This window comes from Pseudomonas aeruginosa (genome assembly GCF_001457615.1).
Taxonomy (GTDB): Bacteria; Pseudomonadota; Gammaproteobacteria; order Pseudomonadales; family Pseudomonadaceae; genus Pseudomonas; species Pseudomonas aeruginosa.
In genome coordinates this window covers 2,213,970-2,233,415 of the sequence record NZ_LN831024.1, presented here as the reverse complement: position 1 = coordinate 2,233,415, position 19,446 = coordinate 2,213,970, and the positions used below count along the sequence as shown (strand labels likewise).

The following is a 19,446-nucleotide window of genomic DNA, read 5'->3' as shown; positions in this document are numbered from 1 at the left end:
CCAGCCCGGGGCCGGGAAAACCCATTCCGTCCGGAAGCCGTCGCGGGCCCTTCACAGACGCATTTCAGGAGTATCGGAACCGTGTCATCGGCAGACTCGACGCCGCCCTGGCTGACCCTGGTGGGCATCGGCGAGGACGGTTATCCCGGCCTCGGCAAGCAGGCCCGGCGTGCCCTGCTGCAAGCCAGCCGGATCGTCGGCGCGGCGCGCCAGCTGGAACTGCTGCCGCCGTGCATCGGCGCCGCCCGCGAAACCTGGCCGACGCCGTTCTCCCTGGAACCATTGCTGGCCCGGCGCGGCCAGCCGACCTGCGTGCTGGCCAGCGGCGACCCGATGCTGTTCGGCGTCGGCGCCAGTCTCGCCCGGCAACTGCCGGCGACCGAACTGCGGGTCCTGCCGGCGCCCTCCTCCCTCTCGCTGGCCGCCGCCCGCCTCGGCTGGGCCCTGCAGGAAGTCGCCTGCCTGTCACTGGTGGCGCGTCCGCTGGCGGCGCTGCAGGCACAGGTCCACGACGGCCGGCGCCTGCTGGTCCTCAGCAACGACGGCGACAGCCCGGCCGCCATCGCCCGCCTGTTGAGCGCCCGTGGCTTCGGCGCCAGTCGCCTGAGCGTGCTGGAACACCTCGGCGGGCCGCTCGAGCGCCGTCTCGACGGCCTCGCCGGCGACTGGTCGCTGCCGCGCGCCGCCGATCTCAACCTGGTGGCGGTGGAATGCCGCGCCGGCACCGGCGCCGTGCGCCTGCCGCTGACCCCGGGCCTGGCCGACGAAGCCTATCGCCACGACGGCCAGTTGACCAAGCGCGACGTCCGCGCCGTGACCCTGGCGCGCCTGGCGCCCTGCCCCGGCGAGCTGCTCTGGGACGTCGGCGCCGGCTGCGGCTCCATCGGCATCGAATGGATGCGCGCGCACCCCAGTTGCCGGGCGATCGCCATCGAAGCCAACGACGAGCGCCAGGAACATATCCGCCACAACCGCGACGCCCTCGGCGTACCGTCCCTGCACCTGGTCGCCGGCAGCGCCCCGGAGGCGCTGCTGGAACTGCCCGAGCCGGACGCCATCTTCATCGGCGGCGGGGTCACCGCCGAGGGCGTGCTGGAAACCTGCTGGGAGCGCCTGCGGCCCGGCGGCCGCCTGCTCGCCAACGCGGTCACCCTGCAGAGCGAACGGGTGCTGCTCGACTGGCAGCAACGCCTGGGGGGCAACCTCACCCGCCTCGGCGTCGCCCACGCGCGACCGCTGGGCGGTTTCGATACCTGGCGCCAGGCCTTGCCGATCACTCTGCTGGAATTGCGCAAACCCGCCGCCAGGAAGCCTCCCCGCGATGCGTGAGGAAACCCCCGAGCAGCCCGCGCCGTTGCGCAGCGGCTACACCACCGGCAGTTGCGCCACCGCCACCAGCCTGGCGGCGGCGCGCCTGCTGCTGGGCGGCACGACCAGCGACGCGGTGCAGATCGTCCTGCCCAAGGGCCAGCAGGTGCTGATGCGCCTGGAATTCTGCCGCGCCTGGGAAAACGGCGCGGAAGCCGGCACCCTCAAGGATGCCGGCGACGATCCCGACGTCACCCACGGCGCCCTGGTGTTCGCCCGGGTGCGCCTGGGCGCCGAGCCTGGCGTGCGCTTCCATGCCGGCCCCGGGGTCGGTACGGTGACCCGCCCAGGGCTGACCCTGGCGGTCGGCGAGCCGGCGATCAATCCGGTGCCGCGACAGATGATCGAACGCCACCTCGCCCAGCTCGCCGCCGAACGGGGCTACGCCGGCGGCTTCGAGGTCGCCATCGGCGTGGAGGGCGGCGCCGAGCTGGCGCTGAAGACCATGAACCCGCGCCTGGGCATCCTCGGCGGGCTGTCGATCCTCGGCACCAGCGGCATCGTCCGGCCGTTCTCCTGCTCGGCCTATATCGCCTCGATCCATCAGGGCATCGATGTCGCTCGCGCCAACGGCGTCCGTCACATCGCCGCCTGTACCGGCAACGCCAGCGAGGACGCCATGCGCCGGCGCTATGGGCTGCCGGAGATCGCCCTGATCGAGATGGGCGACTTCGCCGGCGCGGTGCTCAAGCACCTGCGCAAGGCACCGGTGGAAAAGCTCAGCCTGTGCGGCGGCTTCGGCAAGATCAGCAAGCTCGCCGGCGGCCACCTCGACCTGCACAGCCGCCACTCCAGCATCGACCTGCCGCAACTGGCCGGCTGGGCTGCCGCGCTCGGCGCCAGCGCCGCGCTACAGGACTGCATGCGCGCCGCCAACACCAGCCAGCAGGCGCTGGCCCAGGCACACGCCGAAGGCGTGGCCCTGGGCGATGCGGTCTGCGCCCACGCCCTGCGCTTCGCCCGCGGCATCGTGCCCACCGAGGTGGCGCTGGAAGTCTTCGCCATCGACCGCCAGGGCAACCTGGTCGGCCAGGCCTGCGAGGAGCGCCGATGAAACGCCTGTTGCTGCTCGGCGGGATCGGCGAGGCCCTGGCCCTCGCCCGCCGGCTCGGCCCGGCGCATCTCTACAGCCTCGCCGGGCTGGGCAAGGTGCCCGGCGACCTGGCCTGCCAGGTCCGGGTCGGCGGCTACGGCGGCGCCGAAGGGCTGGCGGCGTTCATCGACGAGCAGGGCTTCGACCTGCTGGTGGACGCCACCCACCCCTACGCCGCACGGATCAGCCGGAACGCCGTGCGCGCCGCGCGACTGGCCGGAGTGCCCTGCTGGGCACTGCGCCGGCCCGGCTGGCAGGCCGGGCCCGGCGACGACTGGCGCGAGGTAGCCGACTGGCGCGAGCTGATCGCCGCCCTCGCACCCTTCCGCCGTCCGCTGTTCACCCTCGGCCGCGAACCGCTGGAGCATCTCGGCCAGGTCCCGCCGCACCAGCACTGGACCGTGCGCTGCCTGCAAGGCCAGCCGGCCGCGCCGCGCGCCGAGGTGATCGGCGCGCGCGGGCCGTTCAGCCTGGATGGCGAACGGGCGTTGTTCGAGCGCCTCGCCTGCGACGTGCTGGTGAGCAAGAACAGCGGTAGCCAGGCCACCGAGCCGAAGCTCCAGGTGGCGCGGGAAATGGGCCTGCCGGTGCTGGTCCTGGCACGTCCGCCGCTGCCGCCGGCGGACCGCGAGTTCGCCGACGGCGAGGCGCTGCTGGCGGCAATCCGCGATTGGGAAAGCGCCTGAAGCGAACGCCCACCCACTCGCCGCGACCTGTCCCGCCCCGTCTCCGGCGCCGCTCACGCCGCGCTGAGATGCTCGTAGAGAATGGTCGCACCGACCAGGATCAGCACCACCCCGCCGACCATCTCCGCGCGCTTGCCGGTCACTGCGCCGAGCGCCCGGCCGAGCATGGTGCCGAGGGTGACCATGGTCATGGTGGCCAGGCCGATGGCGCCAGCGGCGAGGAAGATGTTGACGTCGACGAAGGCCAGGCCGACGCCCACCGCCAGCGCGTCGATGCTGGTGGCCAGCGCCGTCACCGCGAGAATCCAGAACGAATGCTGGCCGGGCTTTTCCTGTTCCGTCGCATGATCCGCGCGCAGGCCGTTGTGGATCATGTGCAGGCCGAGCAGCACCAGCAGGACGAAGGCGATCCAGTGGTCCCAGTCGGCGACGAACTGGCTGGCGGCCTGGCCAAGCAGCCAGCCGACCAGAGGGGTGATCGCCTCGATCACGCCGAAGATTATCCCGGTGCGCAGCGCCTCCGACAGGCGCGGCCGATCCAGGCTGGAGCCCTTGCCGATGGCCGCGGCGAAGGCATCGGTGGACATGGCGAAGGCGAGGAAGATCAGGGAAACGGGATTCACGCGGATACTCCAGCCGGGCATGAGTCAACGACATGACCCCGCGGCCCGGCTTTGGCGCAGGAATGTCGTTGGTCTCACCAATCCGGTTGGATGCGCTGGCCATGGCAGGTTGCCAAGAATGTTGACCAGCGCGCCGTCAACGGGTGACGGCAGGCTACTCCCCAAGGAAGGCCGGCAGCATAGCAGGCCGGCGTGAAGAAAATGTGATGACCCGGGAAGCTGCGCCAGGGCGTGGGGTCCGGCGAAGAAAGACTGCACAAGCGAATTGTTATAGTATAACATTTTATTCAATCCAGATCGTTCAAGGCTTGACTGGAAACGGTGCGGATGTTCCCATCCGGCCCGTTCCAGGTGCCTCCTGCCGCCGCGCAGGAGGTGAAACGGGAAGCCGGTGCGTCACTTCAGTGATCAGTCCGGCGCTGCCCCCGCAACGGTAAGCGAGCGAAATCCTCTTCAGGCCACTGTGCTCCAGCATGGGAAGGCGAGGATTTCACGACCCTCGCAAGCCCGGAGACCGGCCTGCAACGCCCTGTTGGCACACCCGCGGTGGGCGGGAGCGAGCCGGTTGTTCGAGGCGCTGTCGCGCCTGCGATTTCCTGCGCGTTCCGTCCTGCCCGGTCATGAGATGGAACGCCCATGCCCCGCTTCAGCCGTTTGCGCACCGAGCCTTTCGCCCTCGGCCTATCCACCAGCCTGCTGCTGGTACCGCCCGCCCTCGCCGAAACCGAGGAAGCCGCCCTCGCCCTGCCCAGCCAGCTGGTCAGCGTTCGCCAGGACCCCGCCGAACTCGACCACATCGATCTCGCCACGCCGGTCAGTGCCGGTTCGCGTCTGGGCCTCAGCGCCCTGGACACCCCGGCGAGCACCAGCAGCATCAGCGGCGAGGAAGTTCGCCGGCGCAACAACCCCAGCGTCCAGGCCGCCGTCACCCGCAGCCCCGGCATCAGCTTCATCGGCACCCCAGGAGATGGCGGTACCGGCCTCTCGGCGCGCGGCTTCAGCGGCCACGCATCGGTGATGCAACTGTTCGACGGCACGCGCCTGTACACCGGCATGGGCACGGTGAACTTCCCCAGCGATCCGTGGATGGTCGAGCGCATCGACGTGATCCGCGGCCCGGCCTCGGTGCTGTACGGCGAAGGCGCCACCGGCGCGGTGATCAACGTGGTGCCGAAGAAGCCTTTCGCCGGCGAGATCCGCAACCACCTGCGCCTCGGCTACGGCTCCTACGACAACCGCCAGTTGGCCCTGGACAGCGGCGGCTCGCTGACCGACAGCCTCAGCTACCGGCTCAACCTGAACCAGCAGCAGAGCCACGGCTGGATCGACCGTGGCGACTCGCGCAACCTGGGCATCAGCGCGGCGCTGCGCTGGCAGGCCAGCGACGATCTGGCCTTCACTCTCGCCCACGACTATGGCGACCAGGAGCCGATGAACGACTTCGGCACCCCGCTGGTCGGCGGCAAGTACCACAAGCGCCTGCGCGAGAAGAACTACAACGTGCGCAACGACGTGCAGCGCTACAACGACCAGTGGACCCGCCTGACCAGCGACTGGAGCCTTTCCGACAGCGTCACCGCGAGCAACCAGTTGTACTACATCAAGGCCCGCCGCCACTGGCGCAACGCCGAAACCTACGAATGGGACGTCCCGCGCGAAGAGCTGTTGCGCAGGGACTACCTGCGCATCAGCCACGAGCAGGAGCAGATCGGCGACCGCCAGACCTTCGCCTTCCAGCACGCCCTGTTCGGCCTCGACAGCCGCACCCTGGTCGGCGCCGAGTACAACCGCATCCGCTTCCGCCTGAGCAACAACTCGCCCTATACCGATGTCGGCGGCGACTACATCGACCCCTGGCATCCCGCGCCCGGCTACTTCGAAAGCCGCTCGCCCTACCGGCCGCACTCGCGCAGCCAGACCCGCACCTTCGCCCTGTTCGCCGAGAACCGCCTGCAGCTCAACGAGCGCCTGTCGCTGGTGACCGGGGTGCGCCGCGACCAGAACCATATCGACCGCGACGACCTGCGCGCCGGCACCCGCAGCGACCGCAGCCTGCAGGGCGGCAACTGGCGCGCCGGGCTGGTCTTCGCGCTGACCCCGGAACTGTCGCTGTACGGCCAGTACTCCACCAGCGAGGACGGCGTGAGCAACCTGATCACCCTCAACGCGGCCCAGCAGCAGATGGACCTGACCCACTCGAAGCAGACCGAGGTCGGCCTCAAGCAGCTGTTCCCGGACGGTCGCGGCGAATGGACCCTGGCCGCCTACCATATCGTCAAGAAGAAGCTGCTCAGCGCCAACCCGCTGCCGCCGCACGACGCGCAGCAGGTCGGCCAGCAGAGTTCGGACGGCCTGGAGGCCAGCCTGGAACTGAACCTGGCCCAGGACTGGCGGCTGTCGGCGAACGCCGCGCTGGTGCGTGCCGAATACGACGACTTCGACGAAACGATCGACGGGCAGACCTACTCGCGCAACGGCAACCGCCCCAGGAACGTGCCACGGCGCACCGCCAACCTCTGGCTGGACAAGTCCTTCGCCGAGACCCTGCGCGTCGGCGCCGGGCTGCGCTACGTCGACCGGCGCTACGCCGACGCCGCCAACCAGGCCAGCCTGCCCGGCTACACGGTGGTCGACGCCAACCTGGGCTGGCGGGTACGGCCGGACCTGACCCTCGGCCTTGAGCTGTACAACCTGTTCGACCGCCAGTACGCCCTGGCTGACAACAACAACGGCCAGCAATGGATCATGGGCCAGCCACGCTCGTTCAACGTCACCGCCGACTTCAGTTTCTGAAGCCGGCGCCGCGGCAATCGTCTCTGCTGAACCACCGGACCTGCGAGTAGCCATGTCGTCCCTTCACCTCGATGCCCTGCACTGGTCGCCCGACGCCTCCACCGAGTTGCTGCGCGGCGTGCATCTGGAAGTCCCGGCCGGCAGTTTCGTCGGCCTGATCGGCCCCAACGGCAGCGGCAAGACCAGCCTGCTGCGCTGCGCCTTCCGCTATGCGCGACCGCAGCGCGGCCGGGTGGTGCTCGACGGCGACGACCTCTGGCGCCAGCCGCCGCGCTGGGCCGCCCGGCGTATCGCGGTGGTGTTGCAGGAATTCCCCGAGGACTTCGGCCTCGCCGTCGAGGACGTGGTCGCCATGGGCCGCACGCCGCACAAGGGCCTGTTCGACGGCCACGGCGCGGACGACCGCCAGCGGGTCCGCCAGGCGCTGCTCCAGGTCGGTCTCGAAGGGCGTGCCGCGAGCCCCTTCGCCAGCCTCTCCGGTGGCGAGAAGCAGCGCGCCCTGCTGGCTCGCGCGCTGGTTCAGGAGCCGCGCCTGCTGATCCTCGACGAACCGACCAACCACCTCGACCCGCGCTACCAGCTGGAGCTTCTGCGCCTGCTGCGCAGCCTCGGCCTGAGCACCCTGGCGAGCTTCCACGACCTCAACCTGGCGGCGGCCTTCTGCGACCGCCTCTACGTGCTCGACGGCGGCCGCATCGTCGCCCAGGGCACGCCGACCAAAGTGCTCGACGCCGACCTGCTGTGGCGGGTGTTCGGCGTCCGCGCCCTGGTCGACCGCCACCCCCTCGCCGACCACCCGCGCCTGACCTGGATTACCCAAGCATGAAGCACCCGATCCTGCACCACCTGCTGCTCTGCGCCCTGCTCGCCTGCGCCGATGCCGCGCTGGCCGAGCGCTACCCGCTCAGCGTGCGCAGCTGCGAGCGCGAAGTGACGTTCGAGCGCGCGCCGTCGCGCGCAGTCAGCCACGACATCAACCTCACCGAGATGATGGTCGCCCTCGGTCTGCAAACGCGCATGGTCGGCTATACCGGCATCAGCGGCTGGTGGAAGAATGCCGATCCCGGATTGATCGCCGCGCTCAAGCCGCTGCCCGAGCTGGTGGCGCGCTACCCCACGGCGGAAACCCTGCTCGATGTCGACGCCGACTTCTTCTTCGCCGGTTGGGGCTACGGCATGCGCGTCGGCGGCGACCTCACTCCGGCCAGCCTGGAGCCGCTGGGGGTGAAGGTCTACGAGCTGAGCGAATCCTGCGCGCAGATCGGCGAGCCGCGCCGCGCCAGCCTCGACGAGCTGTACCGCGACCTGCGCAACCTGGGGCGGATCTTCGACGTCGAACCGCGCGCCGAGCGCCTGGTCGCCAGCCTCCAGGCACGCATCGAGCGCGCCCGCGCCGGCATCCCGGCGAACGCCGAGGCGCCGCGGGTGTTCCTCTACGACAGCGGCGAGGACCGCCCCTTCACCTCTGGCCGCCTGGGCATGCCGCAGGCGCTGATCGAGGCCGCCGGCGGCCGCAGCGTGACCGACGACGTGGCGGCCAGTTGGACCCAGGTCAACTGGGAAAGCGTGGTCGCCCGCGATCCGCAGGTCATCGTCATCGTCGACTACGGCGAGACCAGCGCCGCGCAGAAGCAGCGCTTCCTCGAAGAGAACCCGGCGCTGCGCAGCCTGACCGCGATCCGCGAGCGACGCTTCATCGTCCTGCCCTATAACCAGGCCACGCCGGGCATCGGCAACGCCGCGGCGATAGAAACCCTGGTCGCCGGCCTCCACCCTCGGGCGCCACGTCCATGACCCTGTTCCGCAGCCCTCGCGCCTATTGCCTGTTGCTGGGCAGCCTGGTCATGTTGCTCGGCCTGTCCTGCGTGGTCGCCCTCGGCTTCGGTCCGGCGCGACTGGACAGCGGCCTGGTCGGCCGCATCGTCCTCCAGCGCCTGTTCGGCGTGGCGGCGGAGCCCGGTGCCTGGAGCGCCGGCCAGGAGCACATCGTCTGGCTGATCCGCGCCCCACGGGTACTGCTCGGTGCCTGCGTCGGCGCCGGCCTGGCGCTGGTGGGAGCGGCCCTGCAGGCGGTCACGCGCAATCCGCTGGCCGATCCGCACCTGCTCGGCGCCACCTCCGGCGCGACCCTCGGCGCGGTGTTGGTGGTGCTCTACATCGGCGAGGTGATCGGCCTGCTGACCCTGCCGCTGGCGGCCTTCCTCGGCGCCCTCGGCAGCATGCTGCTGGTGCTCGGCGTGGCCAGTCGCGGCGGCCGCCTGGGCAGCGACCGGCTGTTGCTGGCGGGGGTCGCGGTGTCGTTCGTGCTCCTGGCGCTGGCCAACCTGCTGCTGTTCCTCGGCGACCACCGCGCCGCCTCCTCTGTGCTGTTCTGGATGCTCGGCGGCCTCGGCCTGGCGCGCTGGTCGTTGATCTGGCTGCCGGCGCTGTGCGTGGCCGGCGGCCTGCTGGTACTGCTCGGGCTGGGCCGTGCGCTGAACGCGCTGATGGCCGGCGAACAGACCGCCGTGACCCTCGGCCTGGACGCCCGTCGCGTACGCCTGTGGGTCTTCGTCTGCTGCTCGCTGCTGACCGGCGTGCTGGTCTCGGTGAGCGGCGCCATCGGCTTCGTCGGTCTCATGCTGCCGCACGCCGCGCGCCTGCTGGTGGGTGCCGAGCACCGCCGACTGCTGCCGGTGTGCGCCCTGCTCGGCGCGCTGTTCCTGGTCTGGATGGATGTCGCCGCGCGCACCCTGATCGCCCCCCAGGACCTGCCCATCGGCATCGCCACCGCGGCCATCGGCGGGCTGTTCTTCATTCTCCTGCTGCGTCGCCGCAGCTGATCAGAACAGATCCAGCGGGATCTTCAGGTAACGCACCCCGTTGCCTTCCACCGGCGGCAGGTTGCCGCCGCGCATGTTGACCTGGATCGCCGGCAGCATCAGGGTTGGCATGCCGAGGGTGGCATCGCGCTGCTGGCGCATGGCGACGAACGCCTCCTCGTCGACGCCTTCGCGGACGTGCACGTTGTGCCGGCGCTGCTCGCCGACGCTGGTTTCGCAGCGGTGCTCGTCGCGGCCGGGAGCCGTGTAGTCGTGGCACATGAACAGGCGGGTCGCGTCGGGTAGCGCGAACAGGCGCTGGATCGAGCGATACAGCTGGCGCGCGTCGCCGCCGGGGAAATCGCAGCGGGCGGTGCCGTAGTCGGGCATGAACAGGGTATCGCCGACGAAGGCGCTGTCGCCGACCAGGTAGGTCATGCACGCCGGGGTATGCCCCGGGGTATGCAGCGCGCGGCATTCCAGGGCGCCGATGCGGAACGACTCGCCGTCCTCGAACAGGTGCTCGAACTGGCGGCCGTCCACCGGGAACGCCTCGCCGAGGTTGAACAGGCCGGAGAATTTCGCCTGGACCTGGGTGATTCGCGCGCCGATGGCCAGGCACCCGCCCAGTTCGCGCTGCAGGAAGATGGCCGCCGACAGGTGGTCGGCGTGCACGTGGGTCTCCAGCAGCCATTCCACCTGCAGGTCGTGCTGGCGAACATGGGCGATCAGGCGTTCGGCGCTGGCATGGCTGGTGCGCCCGGCGGCCGGGTCGTAGTCGAGCACCGGGTCGACGATGGCGCAGGCGCGGCTGGACGGGTCGCGCACCACGTAGCTGTAGGTGGAGGTGGCCGGGTCGAAGAAGGCAGTGATGTCGGGTTTCAACATGGAGGTTCCTTGCGCGGCGTGCTGACGGCGACCGCGCCATGGCTACGGATCGTCCCACCATAGCCAACCCGGGCCCGGCGTACCAACCCACAGGTTTGTCAGGAAGCTACCGGACCGCCTCAGAGCAGCAGGGCGGCCCAGGCCGATGCCAGCAACAACAGCGCCATGCCCTGGTTGAAGCGTTTCATCAGCGACGGCGAGCGCAGCAGCCGCGCGCTGCCGACGCCGAGCAAGGCCCAACTGGCCAGGCACGGCAGCGAAACCAGGAAGAACAGCAATGCCAGCAGGCCGATCCGCCCGGCCTGTCCGGCGCCTTCCCCGGCGAACAGTGCCAGCGCGGCGAGGGCCATCATCCAGGCCTTGGGATTGACCAGTTGCAACGCCGCGCCGCCGAGCACGCCGAGGCGCCGCGGCGGCTCCGCGCCGTCGATGCCGCCCGCGCTGCGGAACAGGCTCCAGGCCAGGTAGCTGAGCCAGCCGACGCCGAGCCAGGCGAGCCCCTGCTGGAGCAGCGGATGGCGTCGCAGCAACTCGCCCAGGCCGAGCCCGAGCAGCAGGATCAGCGCCGCCACCGCCGCGCAGGCGCCGAGCACGATCGGCCAGGCGGCGGCCAGGCCGTGGCGCTGGCTGTTGCTCAGGACCAGGATGTTGGTCGGTCCGGGGGTGATCGAGGCGACGACGGCGAACAGCAGGAAGGGCACGAGGGATTGCATGGACGGGCTCCTGTGGCGGGGGAGCCTTCATCCTGGCGACGCGCCGGGCCTCAGTCTGGAAGCTGGGTGCACTGCCGGCGGTAGGCCGCCGGGGTCATCCCGTAGGCGCGCCGGAACCAGCGGCCGAGATGGCTCTGGTCGGCGAAACCGAGAGCGCTGGCGAGGTCCGCCGGTTGCCCGCCGACAGCGAGCATCTGCCGCGCCTTGGCCAGGCGCAACTGGACCAGGTAGGCGTAGGGTGGCAAGCCGTAGGCGGCCTTGAATGCACGGTTCAGGCGGAAGCGGTCGGTGCCGCAGGCGCTGGCCAGCTCGTCCAGGCCGATGTCCTGGTAGAAGTGCGCATGCAGGTAGTCGCGGGCTTTCTGCGCCACCAGCGGCAGGCGCGGATCGAATGGCTTCGCCTCGCGCCAGCCGAGGTGCACGCGCAGCCGCTCCAGCACCAGCTCCAGGGCGGTCTGCCGCAGCAGTCGCAGCTCGCGGCCATGCAGGACGCGGAAGGCCTGGGCGATGGCCAGGGTCAGGCGCGGGTCTTCGGTGAGGTTGGCGTGGAAGCCGGGGTCGCGGTCGCTGGGCGCATCGTCGAAGGTCGCCCGCAGTTCGCGCCGCAGCCAGTCCGGCTGCAGGTACAGCATCGAGTAGGTGAAGCCGCCGGCGATCGGCGCGCGACCGTCGTGGATCTCCCCCGGTTCGACCAGGAATACCTGGCCGGCGGTGCTGTCGTGTCGGCGTCGGCGGCAGTTGAATTGCTGCACGCCGATCTCGGTGTAGCCGATCAGGTAGCTGTCGTGCCAGTGCGGATCGTAGGCGTGGCCCTCGAAATGGGCGCGCAGGGTCTCGATCCCGGTCTCGGCGTCGCGGGCCAGGTCGATCCAGTCTCGGCTGCCCATCGTGCGTCAGGTCTTCCCACTCGTTGGTTTCGTCGCCGCGACTATAACGCGCCCGTCCGGGGTTCTAGAAGATTCGTGCAGGCGGCTGCGCTCCTCCGGAGGCGGGAATTGATCGGCGTTTCTGGACAATCTATCCAGGCCGCCGCGATTACTCCGCAAGGCCGCCCTCCCTAGACTGGGTTCTCCACTCACCGCAGGAGAAACACCCCATGGTCGACCACTCCATCAAAGGCAAGACCGTCCTCATCACCGGCGGCGCCAAGAACCTGGGCGGGCTGATCGCCCGTGATCTCGCCGCCCACGGCGCGAAGGCGATCGCCATCCACTACAACAGCGCCGCGAGCAAGGCCGATGCCGACGCCACCGTCGCCGCGCTGCAGGCAGCCGGAGCCAAGGCGGTAGCGCTGCAGGGCGATCTCACCAGCGCCGCGGCCATGGAAAAGCTGTTCGCCGACGCCATCGCCGCGGTGGGCAAGCCGGACATCGCCATCAACACCGTCGGCAAGGTGCTGAAGAAACCCATCACCGAGATCAGCGAGACCGAATACGACGAGATGAGCGCGGTCAATTCCAAGTCTGCGTTCTTCTTCCTGCGCGAAGCCGGCAAGCACGTCAACGACAACGGCAAGATCTGCACCCTGGTGACCTCCCTGCTTGGCGCCTATACCCCGTACTACGCCGCCTATGCCGGCACCAAGGCGCCGGTGGAGCACTTCACCCGTGCCGCTTCCAAGGAGTTCGGCGCGCGCGGCATCTCGGTCACCGCGGTCGGCCCGGGCCCCATGGACACGCCCTTCTTCTACCCCGCCGAAGGTGCCGATGCGGTGGACTACCTGAAGAACGCCGCGGCCTTGTCGCCGTTCTCCAAAACCGGCCTGACCGACATCGACGACGTGGTGCCGTTCATCCGCCACCTGGTCAGCGAAGGCTGGTGGATCACCGGCCAGACCATCCTCATCAATGGCGGCTTCTCCACCAAGTGAGCCACGCAGCGGCCGCCACGGCGGTCGCTGCCTGCCTGCGGAAACCCTTCATGCACGTGACCCTGGTAATCGCCGGCGGCATCGTCCTGCTCGGCCTGTTCCTGCTCTTCGGCAAACTCTGGGATGCCGGGCCGGCGCTCGCTGCCGGCCTGTTCCTGCCGACCTGGCTGGCCGTCGCGCTGGTCAACCTGTGGGTCGGCGTCCAGCACGCCGGCTACGGCTTGCGCGAAGAACTGCCGATCCTGCTGCTGGTCTTCCTGGTCCCGGCGGCACTGGCAGGCGTGGCGATCTGGCTGGCGCCGCGCTAGGCGGCGGCGCTTCAGACGCGGAAACGGCCGACCAGCCGCGCCAGTTCCGAGGACAGCTCGGACAGCCGGCGGCTGGCCCCGGTACCCTGCTCCGAATGTTCCGCCGCCTGGGCGGAAAGCTCGCGCACCTCGCTGATGTTGCGGGCGATTTCGTCGATTACCCGGCTCTGCTCCTCGCAGGCCGAGGCGATCTGCGCGGCGAGGTCGTTGATCCGCCCCACCGCGTCGCCGGTGGCGGCCAGCACGCCGTCGACCCCGGCGGCGCGCTCGACGCTGTCGCGCGCCTTGAGACTGCCCGACTGCATGGCCCGCACGGCGTTCTGCACCCCGGCCTGGAGGCGCTCGATGCGCGCCTGGATGTCCTTGGTCGAATCCTGGGTGCGCGCCGCAAGCGCCCGCACCTCGTCGGCCACCACGGCGAAACCGCGACCCTGCTCGCCGGCCCGCGCGGCTTCGATGGCGGCGTTGAGGGCGAGCAGGTTGGTCTGTTCGGCGATGCCCTTGATCACCGTCAGCACCGCGTCGATGCTGGCGGTTTCCTGGGCCAGTTGCTGGATGCTCTCGGAACTGCTCTCCACTTCCTGCGCCAACTGGCGGATCACCTCGATGGTCGCTTCCACCACGTTGGCGCCCTCGCGCGCCTGCCGGCGGGCGTCATCGGCCACCTGCGCGGCGCTCTGGGCATTGCGCGCCACCTCGTGGACGGCGCTGCTCATCTGCGTCGCGGCGGTGCTGACCTGGTCCACCGATGCGTGCTCGCTGTTGATCAGACGATCGTTGGCGGCGGTCATGCCGGCCAGCGAACCGGCGGAATCGGCGACCTCGCCGGTGACCCGGCCGACCTCGCGGATCAGCGGCTGCAACTTGTCGAGGAAGGCGTTGAAGGCGCTGCCGAGGCGGCCGGGTTCGTCGCGCGAAGTGACCTCCAGGCGCACGCGCAGGTCGCCATCGCCGTTGGCGATCTCTTCCAGGCGTTGCAGCAGACGCTGCAACGGACGGGTCACCAGGCCGGGGAACACCAGCACCAGCGACAGGCACACCAGCAGGCCGAACGCCACCAGCGCCACCTGCTGCCAGCGGTGGCGCTCGCCCAGCGCGGAGGACGCCTCGCCGTCAGCGGCCGCGGCCGCCTCTTCCATCTCGTCGAGCTGGTTGATCACCTCGCGCATCGCCCCGAACTGGCGATCGCTGTCACCGTAGCTGAGCTGCGCCGCAGCGCTCGGATCGCTGGCCGCCAGGCTCAGCACCCGCGCCGAGGTCGCGCTCCAGAGGGCATAGCCGCGCTCGAACTCGGCGACCTTGGCCAGTTCCGCCTCGCCCGGCTGCATCGCCGCGTACTGGCGCACCCGATCCAGGGCCTGCTGCAGGTTTTCCGCGTGATCGTTCCTCAGGCCGGCGATCTGCTCGGCGCTCAGGTGGCCCTCGAGCAGGCTGCGCTCGGCGACGAAGGCCTGGTAGAGATCGCGGTCGGCGTTGAGCAGCAGGGCGATGCCGGGGAGAAAACGCTTGCCCAGGCGCTGGTTGGATTCGTTCAGCTGGGCGATGCCATGCACGCCGAGCGCGCCCACCAGCAGCAGAAGCACCGCCAGCAGGAGGATCGGCAGAGCGATTTTCCTGCGGAACGACAGGTTAGCGAACCATTGCAGCATGCCGGCATCCTCGCTCGTGGCTTTCCAGGCTATCGGTCGCAGCACGACCGATCTTGAGCGACCGTACGTCCGTGCCAGTAGGAATCAGACTAGCAGGCGCAGGGTTTCGAACAGGCGCCGGTCATCCTTCTTCGCCGAGCGGGCGTGGCGGCGGATCACCTGCAGCAGGCACTCGACGAAACATTGCGCCGGATTGCTGAGGGCTCCGCCGCGCCGGGTGATGATGCCCAGCCGTCGTGGCTCGAAGGTTTCCCGCAGCGCCAGCGGCACCACCCGGCCGAGCAACGGCGGGGCGGCGCCGATGATCGCCGGCACCCAGGTGCACATGTCGGCCTGCTCCACCAGGGTCTGCAGGATCGCCACGGAGTGCGCGCGGACGATGCGCCGCTCGTCGATCAAGGCACCGTGGCGCCAGAACAGCTCGCGCATCAGGGCGTCGTGGCCGTCGCCGGTGTAGTTCAACGCCCAGTCCTGTTCCAGCAGCTCGTGGATCGAGCCGCAACCCGCCAGCGGATGCCCCTGGCGGACCAGCACCGCGGTGTCGTAGTCGAGCAGCTTCTCGCAGGCGAATTCCTGGGCCGCCTGGGCGCCGTGCAGCGGGCCGATGGCGAAATCCATGCTGCCGTCGCGAAGCAATGGCTGGGCCACCGCCATCAGGCTTTCGAAAAGCTCCAGGTGCACCTCCGGCATGCGCTCGCGGAACGCCTGCACCGCCTCCGAGAGGAAGGTCAGCGCCACCCAAGGCGTCACCCCGATGCACAGCCGGCCGCTGGCCTGGCCACGCAGGTGGTCGAGTTCGACCTGCGCGTGCTCCAGTTGCTTGAGCACCAGCCGGGCGTGGATCAGCAGCGCCTTGCCGTATTCGGTGAAGGTCAGGCCGCTGGGCGTGCGGACGAACAGCGGCAGATGCTGTTCGGTTTCCAGTTCGCGCAGCGCGCGGGTCACGGCCGCCTGGGAAATCCCCAGGACGCGGGCGGCGGCGCGGATGCCGCCGGCGTCGGCACTGGCGACCAGGGCTTGCAACTGGTGGAGTTTCACGGGCTTACCGAGGTGACAACGAAAGGTTGTCATCATAGCCAAAGCGAGCCTCCCCGCCAGTCCCCCGCTTGCCTACCATCGGCTTCGACAACGCCCCGCCGCCCACCGGTCGGAGCCCTTGAGGAGAACAAGAAGAATGACCGAGCCTGCCGTCCTGCCCGCCATCGCGGCGCTGCGGGAAGAGATGGTTACCTTGCGCCGCCATATCCATGCCCACCCGGAGTTGGGTTTCGAGGAACGGCGAACCGCCGCGCTGGTCGCCGAATGCCTGGAGGCCTGGGGCTACCAGGTCAGCCGTGGAGTGGGTCGCACCGGCGTGGTCGGCACCCTGTGCCGCGGCGAGGGCCCAGCGCTGGGCCTGCGCGCCGACATGGACGCGCTACCGATCCAGGAAGCCACCGGCCTGCCCTACGCCAGCCAGGTGGACGGCGTGATGCACGCCTGCGGCCACGACGGCCACACCGCGATGCTCCTCGCCGCGGCCAGGCACCTGGTCGAGTCGCCGCGCTGGCGCGGCACCCTGCAACTGATCTTCCAGCCTGCCGAAGAGGGCCTCGGCGGTGCCCGCGCGATGCTCGACGACGGGCTGCTGGAGCGCTTCCCCTGCGACGCCATCTTCGCCATGCACAACGTCCCGGGATACCCCGTCGGCCACCTCGGCTTCCATCCCGGCCCCTTCATGGCCTCGGCCGATACCGTGGTCATCCGCGTGATCGGCAGTGGCGGCCACGGCGCGGTGCCGCAGCGCACCGTCGACCCGGTGGTGGTCTGCTCCGCCATCGTGCTGGCCTTGCAGAGCATCGTCTCGCGCAACGTCGACCCGCAGGACACCGCGATCGTCAGCGTCGGCGCGATCCATGCCGGGACGGTCTCCAACGTGATCCCGGCCAGCGCCGAAATGATCCTCAGCGTCCGGGCCCTGACCGCGGAAACCCGTGCCCTGCTGGAGCGCCGCATCGGCGAACTGGCCCGCGGCCAGGCCGCCAGCTTCGGCGCGCGGGCGGAGGTCGACTACCGGCATTGCCATCCGGTGCTGGTCAACCATCCCGGGCAGACCGCGTTCGCCCGCGAGGTGGCCCGCGACTGGCTGGGCGAGGAATGCCTGATCGACGGACTGCGGCCGTTCACCGCCAGCGAGGATTTCGCCTTCATCCTCGAACGCTGTCCCGGCAGTTACCTGGTGATCGGCAATGGCCAGGGCGAGAGCGGCTGCCAGTTGCACAACCCCGGCTACGACTTCAACGACGACTGCCTGGCCGTCGGCGCCAGCTACTGGGTGCGACTGGCCGAGCGCTTCCTGGCCTGAGCCAGGGTTTTCAACGGGCGCGCGGCCTGGCGCGCGCGGATCGACAGAGGACAACCACAATGACAAGAACCCTCGGCAGCATCGCCCTCTCCCTCCTCCTCGCCGCACCGGCCGGCGCCGCCGACTGGACCGGCAAGGTCCTGCGCCTGGGCGTCGACCCGACCTACCCGCCGCTCGAATACAAGCAGCCGGACGGCCGCCTGGCAGGCTTCGGCATCGAGATCGGCGAAGCCCTCTGCGCGGAGCTGCGAGCCCGCTGCGAATGGGTCGAAAGCAACTGGGACGGCATCATCCCGGCGCTGCTGTCGCGCAAGATCGACGCCATCGTGTCGTCGATGACCATCACGCCGAAACGCGCACAGCACATCGCCTTCACCGACCGCGTCTCCAACGCGCCGAGCCGCCTGGTGGTACGCCGTGGCTCGGCGCTCCTGCCCGACGCCGAGAGCCTGCGCGGCAAGCGCGTGGGGGTCGGCCAGGGCTCCAACCAGGAGGCCTACGCCAAGGCCGAATGGGCCGCCAAGGGGGTGCGGGTCGTCTCCTACCAGAACCAGGACCAGGTCTACGCCGACCTCGTCATGGGCCGCCTCGACGCCTCGCTGCAAGGCGCGGTGCAGGCCAGCTACGGCTTCCTCGACAAGCCGGTCGGCAAGGATTTCGAACTGGCCGGAGCGGTGCTGGACGACCCTCGCTACTTCGGGGTCGGCGACGGCATCGGCCTGCGCAAGGAGGACGTGGCGCTGCGCGAGGACCTGAACAAGGCGCTGGCGACGATCCGCGCCAACGGAACCTACGCGCGAATCAATGCCCGCTACTTCGACTTCGACCTCTACGGCACGCCCTGAACGGCGTCCGGCCGCTTTTCACCTCGACCGACAACAACAAGCAATGGAGAGTGAAATGTTCCTCGACGGCTTCGGCCCGCAGATACTCGCCGGCACCCTGGTGACCCTGAAACTGGCGCTGGGCTCCCTGCTCGGCGCCGTGCTCATCGGCCTCCTCGGCGCCAGCGCCAAGCTCGCCGCCAACCGCCCGCTGCGCGCCCTGGCCAGCGGCTATACGACGCTGATCCGCAGCGTCCCCGACCTGGTCATCATGCTGTTGCTGTTCTTCAGCCTGCAGATCCTCCTCAACCGCGTCACCGACGCCCTCGGCATCGGCCAGGTCGACATCGACCCGTTCGCCGCCGGCTGCGTCACCCTGGCGTTCATCTATGGCGCCTACTTCACGGAAACCTTCCGCGGCGCCTTCCAGGCGGTCCCGGCCGGCCAGGTCGAAGCCGCGCAAGCCTACGGCATGGGGCGCTGGCGAGTGTTCCGCCGGGTACTCCTGCCGCAGATGCTGCGCTACGCCCTGCCGGGCATCGGCAACAACTGGCAGGTGCTGGTCAAGTCCACCGCGCTGGTCTCGATCATCGGTCTCGGCGACCTGGTCAAGGCCACCCAGGACGCCGGCAAGGGCACCCTGCAGTTCTTCCACTTCACCCTGGTCTGCGGGCTGATCTACCTGGCCATCACCGCAATCTCCAACGCCGCGTTGCTGTGGCTGGAGCGGCGCAGCTCGCTGGGCGTCAGGAGGCCGCTGCCATGAACGCGGTACTCGACGAATACTGGCAGGCCTACCTGTGGACCGACGGCCTGCAACTGACCGGACTGGCGATGACCCTGTGGCTGCTGATCCTCGCCGTGGCGCTTGGCTTCCTGCTGGCCATCCCGCTGGCGGTGGCGCGGACCTGCGGCAACCCGCTGCTGCGCTACCCGGTCTGGCTCTACACCTACGTGTTCCGCGGCACCCCGCTGTACATCCAGTTGCTGTTCTTCTACACCGGCGTCTACAGCCTGAATGCCATACGCGCCCAGGACTTTCTCAACGCGTTCTTCCGCGACGGCTTCAACTGCACGGTGCTGGCCTTCGTCCTCAACACCTGCGCCTACATGACGGAAATCTTCGCCGGCGCGATCAGGAACACGCCCCACGGCGAAGTGGAAGCGGCGCGCGCCTACGGCATGGGCGGCTTCACCCTCTACCGGCACATCGTCCTGCCCTCGGCGCTGCGCCGGGCACTGCCGTACTTCAGCAACGAAGTGATCCTGATGCTGCACTCCACCTCGGTGGCGTTCACCGCCACAGTGCCGGACCTGCTCAAGGTGGCCCGCGACGTCAATTCCGCCACCTATGCGCCGTTCCTGTCCTTCGGCATCGCCGGCGCGCTCTACGCCGGCACCGCCTTCCTGCTGATCTGGCTGTTCCGCCGCGGCGAGCTGCGCTGGCTGGCCTACCTCAGACCGCAAACCCACTGACCTCTCCCGG

General features: G+C 69.7%; 19 protein-coding genes and 2 riboswitches. Of the genes, 13 read left to right on the top strand and 6 right to left on the bottom strand.

Annotated features, from left to right (window positions below):
* Nucleotides 1-81: 81 nt before the first annotated feature.
* Genes AT700_RS10340 through AT700_RS10330 form a run of 3 tightly spaced genes read left to right on the top strand, consistent with a single transcriptional unit; the run spans nt 82 to nt 3,147 of the window.
* Nucleotides 82-1,329: a bifunctional cobalt-precorrin-7 (C(5))-methyltransferase/cobalt-precorrin-6B (C(15))-methyltransferase gene (locus tag AT700_RS10340; protein ID WP_033994687.1), complete on the top strand. Its 1,248-nt coding sequence runs from the start codon at nt 82-84 to the stop codon at nt 1,327-1,329.
* On the top strand, nt 1,322-2,422 hold the full coding sequence (locus AT700_RS10335) for a cobalt-precorrin-5B (C(1))-methyltransferase (protein WP_004363317.1): 1,101 nt from the start codon (nt 1,322-1,324) through the stop codon (nt 2,420-2,422). Before AT700_RS10340 ends, AT700_RS10335 begins: the two co-directional genes overlap by 8 nt.
* Nucleotides 2,419-3,147 carry a cobalt-precorrin-6A reductase gene (locus AT700_RS10330; RefSeq protein WP_023095406.1) on the top strand — a complete coding sequence of 243 codons (729 nt, stop codon included), beginning with the start codon at nt 2,419-2,421 and terminating at the stop codon, nt 3,145-3,147. Before AT700_RS10335 ends, AT700_RS10330 begins: the two co-directional genes overlap by 4 nt.
* A 53-nt stretch (nt 3,148-3,200) precedes the next feature.
* Here the strand turns inward: AT700_RS10330 and mntP are convergent, their stop codons facing one another.
* Entirely contained in the window at nt 3,201-3,770 is a 570-nt protein-coding gene (gene mntP, locus AT700_RS10325) for a manganese efflux pump MntP (RefSeq protein WP_003091017.1), read from the bottom strand.
* A gap of 9 nt (nt 3,771-3,779) precedes the next feature.
* Nucleotides 3,780-3,945: riboswitch (yybP-ykoY riboswitch) on the bottom strand.
* A gap of 157 nt (nt 3,946-4,102) precedes the next feature.
* Nucleotides 4,103-4,308: riboswitch (cobalamin riboswitch) on the top strand.
* Between the two features lie 98 nt (nt 4,309-4,406).
* Here mntP and AT700_RS10320 point away from each other — a divergent pair.
* The 4 genes from AT700_RS10320 to AT700_RS10305 are packed head-to-tail and all read left to right on the top strand — an operon-like array spanning nt 4,407 to nt 9,385.
* The gene (locus AT700_RS10320) at nt 4,407-6,563 is read left to right on the top strand and encodes a TonB-dependent receptor (RefSeq protein ID WP_031806069.1); all 2,157 of its coding nucleotides are present in this window, start codon (nt 4,407-4,409) and stop codon (nt 6,561-6,563) included.
* Between the two features lie 52 nt (nt 6,564-6,615).
* Nucleotides 6,616-7,389, top strand: coding sequence for an ABC transporter ATP-binding protein (locus AT700_RS10315; RefSeq protein WP_048521049.1), 774 nt, complete (start codon nt 6,616-6,618; stop codon nt 7,387-7,389).
* Nucleotides 7,386-8,357, top strand: coding sequence for an ABC transporter substrate-binding protein (locus tag AT700_RS10310; RefSeq protein ID WP_003162552.1), 972 nt, complete (start codon nt 7,386-7,388; stop codon nt 8,355-8,357). The genes AT700_RS10315 and AT700_RS10310 overlap by 4 nt, the downstream gene beginning before the upstream one ends.
* On the top strand, nt 8,354-9,385 hold the full coding sequence (locus tag AT700_RS10305; RefSeq protein WP_003101425.1) for a FecCD family ABC transporter permease: 1,032 nt from the start codon (nt 8,354-8,356) through the stop codon (nt 9,383-9,385). Before AT700_RS10310 ends, AT700_RS10305 begins: the two co-directional genes overlap by 4 nt.
* Here the strand turns inward: AT700_RS10305 and AT700_RS10300 are convergent, their stop codons facing one another.
* From AT700_RS10300 to AT700_RS10290, 3 genes are all read right to left on the bottom strand, one after another.
* Entirely contained in the window at nt 9,386-10,252 is an 867-nt protein-coding gene (locus AT700_RS10300; RefSeq protein WP_003101427.1) for an MBL fold metallo-hydrolase, read from the bottom strand.
* A 119-nt stretch (nt 10,253-10,371) separates the two neighbouring features.
* Nucleotides 10,372-10,965: a LysE family translocator gene (locus AT700_RS10295; RefSeq protein WP_003114018.1), complete on the bottom strand. Its 594-nt coding sequence runs from the start codon at nt 10,963-10,965 to the stop codon at nt 10,372-10,374.
* A gap of 50 nt (nt 10,966-11,015) precedes the next feature.
* Nucleotides 11,016-11,852, bottom strand: a complete 837-nt coding sequence (locus AT700_RS10290; RefSeq protein WP_003091026.1) for an AraC family transcriptional regulator — start codon at nt 11,850-11,852, stop codon at nt 11,016-11,018.
* Between the two features lie 209 nt (nt 11,853-12,061).
* On the opposite strand from AT700_RS10290, the gene AT700_RS10285 reads away from it, so the two are divergent.
* Together AT700_RS10285 and AT700_RS10280 are read left to right on the top strand one after the other, a co-directional pair.
* Entirely contained in the window at nt 12,062-12,835 is a 774-nt protein-coding gene (locus AT700_RS10285) for an SDR family oxidoreductase (RefSeq protein ID WP_003101432.1), read from the top strand.
* Between the two features lie 50 nt (nt 12,836-12,885).
* Complete coding sequence (locus AT700_RS10280) at nt 12,886-13,143, top strand: hypothetical protein (protein ID WP_003101434.1); 258 nt, start codon at nt 12,886-12,888, stop codon at nt 13,141-13,143.
* An 11-nt stretch (nt 13,144-13,154) separates the two neighbouring features.
* Here AT700_RS10280 and AT700_RS10275 read toward each other — a convergent pair whose 3' ends face one another.
* Together AT700_RS10275 and AT700_RS10270 are read right to left on the bottom strand one after the other, a co-directional pair.
* Nucleotides 13,155-14,792, bottom strand: coding sequence for a methyl-accepting chemotaxis protein (locus AT700_RS10275; RefSeq protein WP_003114016.1), 1,638 nt, complete (start codon nt 14,790-14,792; stop codon nt 13,155-13,157).
* Between the two features lie 84 nt (nt 14,793-14,876).
* Nucleotides 14,877-15,866 (bottom strand): LysR family transcriptional regulator, encoded by a 990-nt coding sequence (locus AT700_RS10270; protein WP_048521048.1) that lies wholly within the window; start codon nt 15,864-15,866, stop codon nt 14,877-14,879.
* Nucleotides 15,867-15,966: 100 nt separating this feature from the next.
* Between AT700_RS10270 and AT700_RS10265 the strand changes: the two genes are divergently transcribed.
* The 4 genes from AT700_RS10265 to AT700_RS10250 are packed head-to-tail and all read left to right on the top strand — an operon-like array spanning nt 15,967 to nt 19,436.
* Entirely contained in the window at nt 15,967-17,136 is a 1,170-nt protein-coding gene (locus tag AT700_RS10265) for a M20 aminoacylase family protein (protein ID WP_003101441.1), read from the top strand.
* A 59-nt stretch (nt 17,137-17,195) separates the two neighbouring features.
* Nucleotides 17,196-17,981, top strand: coding sequence for an ABC transporter substrate-binding protein (locus AT700_RS10260; protein WP_003114013.1), 786 nt, complete (start codon nt 17,196-17,198; stop codon nt 17,979-17,981).
* Between the two features lie 55 nt (nt 17,982-18,036).
* Nucleotides 18,037-18,726 carry an ABC transporter permease gene (locus AT700_RS10255; protein WP_003091034.1) on the top strand — a complete coding sequence of 230 codons (690 nt, stop codon included), beginning with the start codon at nt 18,037-18,039 and terminating at the stop codon, nt 18,724-18,726.
* Entirely contained in the window at nt 18,723-19,436 is a 714-nt protein-coding gene (locus tag AT700_RS10250) for an ABC transporter permease (RefSeq protein WP_023087178.1), read from the top strand. The genes AT700_RS10255 and AT700_RS10250 overlap by 4 nt, the downstream gene beginning before the upstream one ends.
* The last annotated feature ends 10 nt before the right edge of the window (nt 19,437-19,446 follow it).

Excerpts from the sequence above, each read along its gene's own strand:
- AT700_RS10335 (WP_004363317.1), top strand. The coding sequence starts at position 1,322 with ATGCGTGAGGAAACCCCCGAGCAGCCCGCGCCGTTGCGCAGCGGCTAC.
- AT700_RS10330 (WP_023095406.1), top strand. The coding sequence starts at position 2,419 with ATGAAACGCCTGTTGCTGCTCGGCGGGATCGGCGAGGCCCTGGCCCTC.
- AT700_RS10320 (WP_031806069.1), top strand. The coding sequence starts at position 4,407 with ATGCCCCGCTTCAGCCGTTTGCGCACCGAGCCTTTCGCCCTCGGCCTA.
- AT700_RS10315 (WP_048521049.1), top strand. The coding sequence starts at position 6,616 with ATGTCGTCCCTTCACCTCGATGCCCTGCACTGGTCGCCCGACGCCTCC.
- AT700_RS10310 (WP_003162552.1), top strand. The coding sequence starts at position 7,386 with ATGAAGCACCCGATCCTGCACCACCTGCTGCTCTGCGCCCTGCTCGCC.
- AT700_RS10305 (WP_003101425.1), top strand. The coding sequence starts at position 8,354 with ATGACCCTGTTCCGCAGCCCTCGCGCCTATTGCCTGTTGCTGGGCAGC.
- AT700_RS10300 (WP_003101427.1), bottom strand. The coding sequence starts at position 10,252 with ATGTTGAAACCCGACATCACTGCCTTCTTCGACCCGGCCACCTCCACC.
- AT700_RS10295 (WP_003114018.1), bottom strand. The coding sequence starts at position 10,965 with ATGCAATCCCTCGTGCCCTTCCTGCTGTTCGCCGTCGTCGCCTCGATC.
- AT700_RS10290 (WP_003091026.1), bottom strand. The coding sequence starts at position 11,852 with ATGGGCAGCCGAGACTGGATCGACCTGGCCCGCGACGCCGAGACCGGG.
- AT700_RS10285 (WP_003101432.1), top strand. The coding sequence starts at position 12,062 with ATGGTCGACCACTCCATCAAAGGCAAGACCGTCCTCATCACCGGCGGC.
- AT700_RS10280 (WP_003101434.1), top strand. The coding sequence starts at position 12,886 with ATGCACGTGACCCTGGTAATCGCCGGCGGCATCGTCCTGCTCGGCCTG.
- AT700_RS10275 (WP_003114016.1), bottom strand. The coding sequence starts at position 14,792 with ATGCTGCAATGGTTCGCTAACCTGTCGTTCCGCAGGAAAATCGCTCTG.
- AT700_RS10270 (WP_048521048.1), bottom strand. The coding sequence starts at position 15,866 with ATGATGACAACCTTTCGTTGTCACCTCGGTAAGCCCGTGAAACTCCAC.
- AT700_RS10265 (WP_003101441.1), top strand. The coding sequence starts at position 15,967 with ATGACCGAGCCTGCCGTCCTGCCCGCCATCGCGGCGCTGCGGGAAGAG.
- AT700_RS10260 (WP_003114013.1), top strand. The coding sequence starts at position 17,196 with ATGACAAGAACCCTCGGCAGCATCGCCCTCTCCCTCCTCCTCGCCGCA.
- AT700_RS10255 (WP_003091034.1), top strand. The coding sequence starts at position 18,037 with ATGTTCCTCGACGGCTTCGGCCCGCAGATACTCGCCGGCACCCTGGTG.
- AT700_RS10250 (WP_023087178.1), top strand. The coding sequence starts at position 18,723 with ATGAACGCGGTACTCGACGAATACTGGCAGGCCTACCTGTGGACCGAC.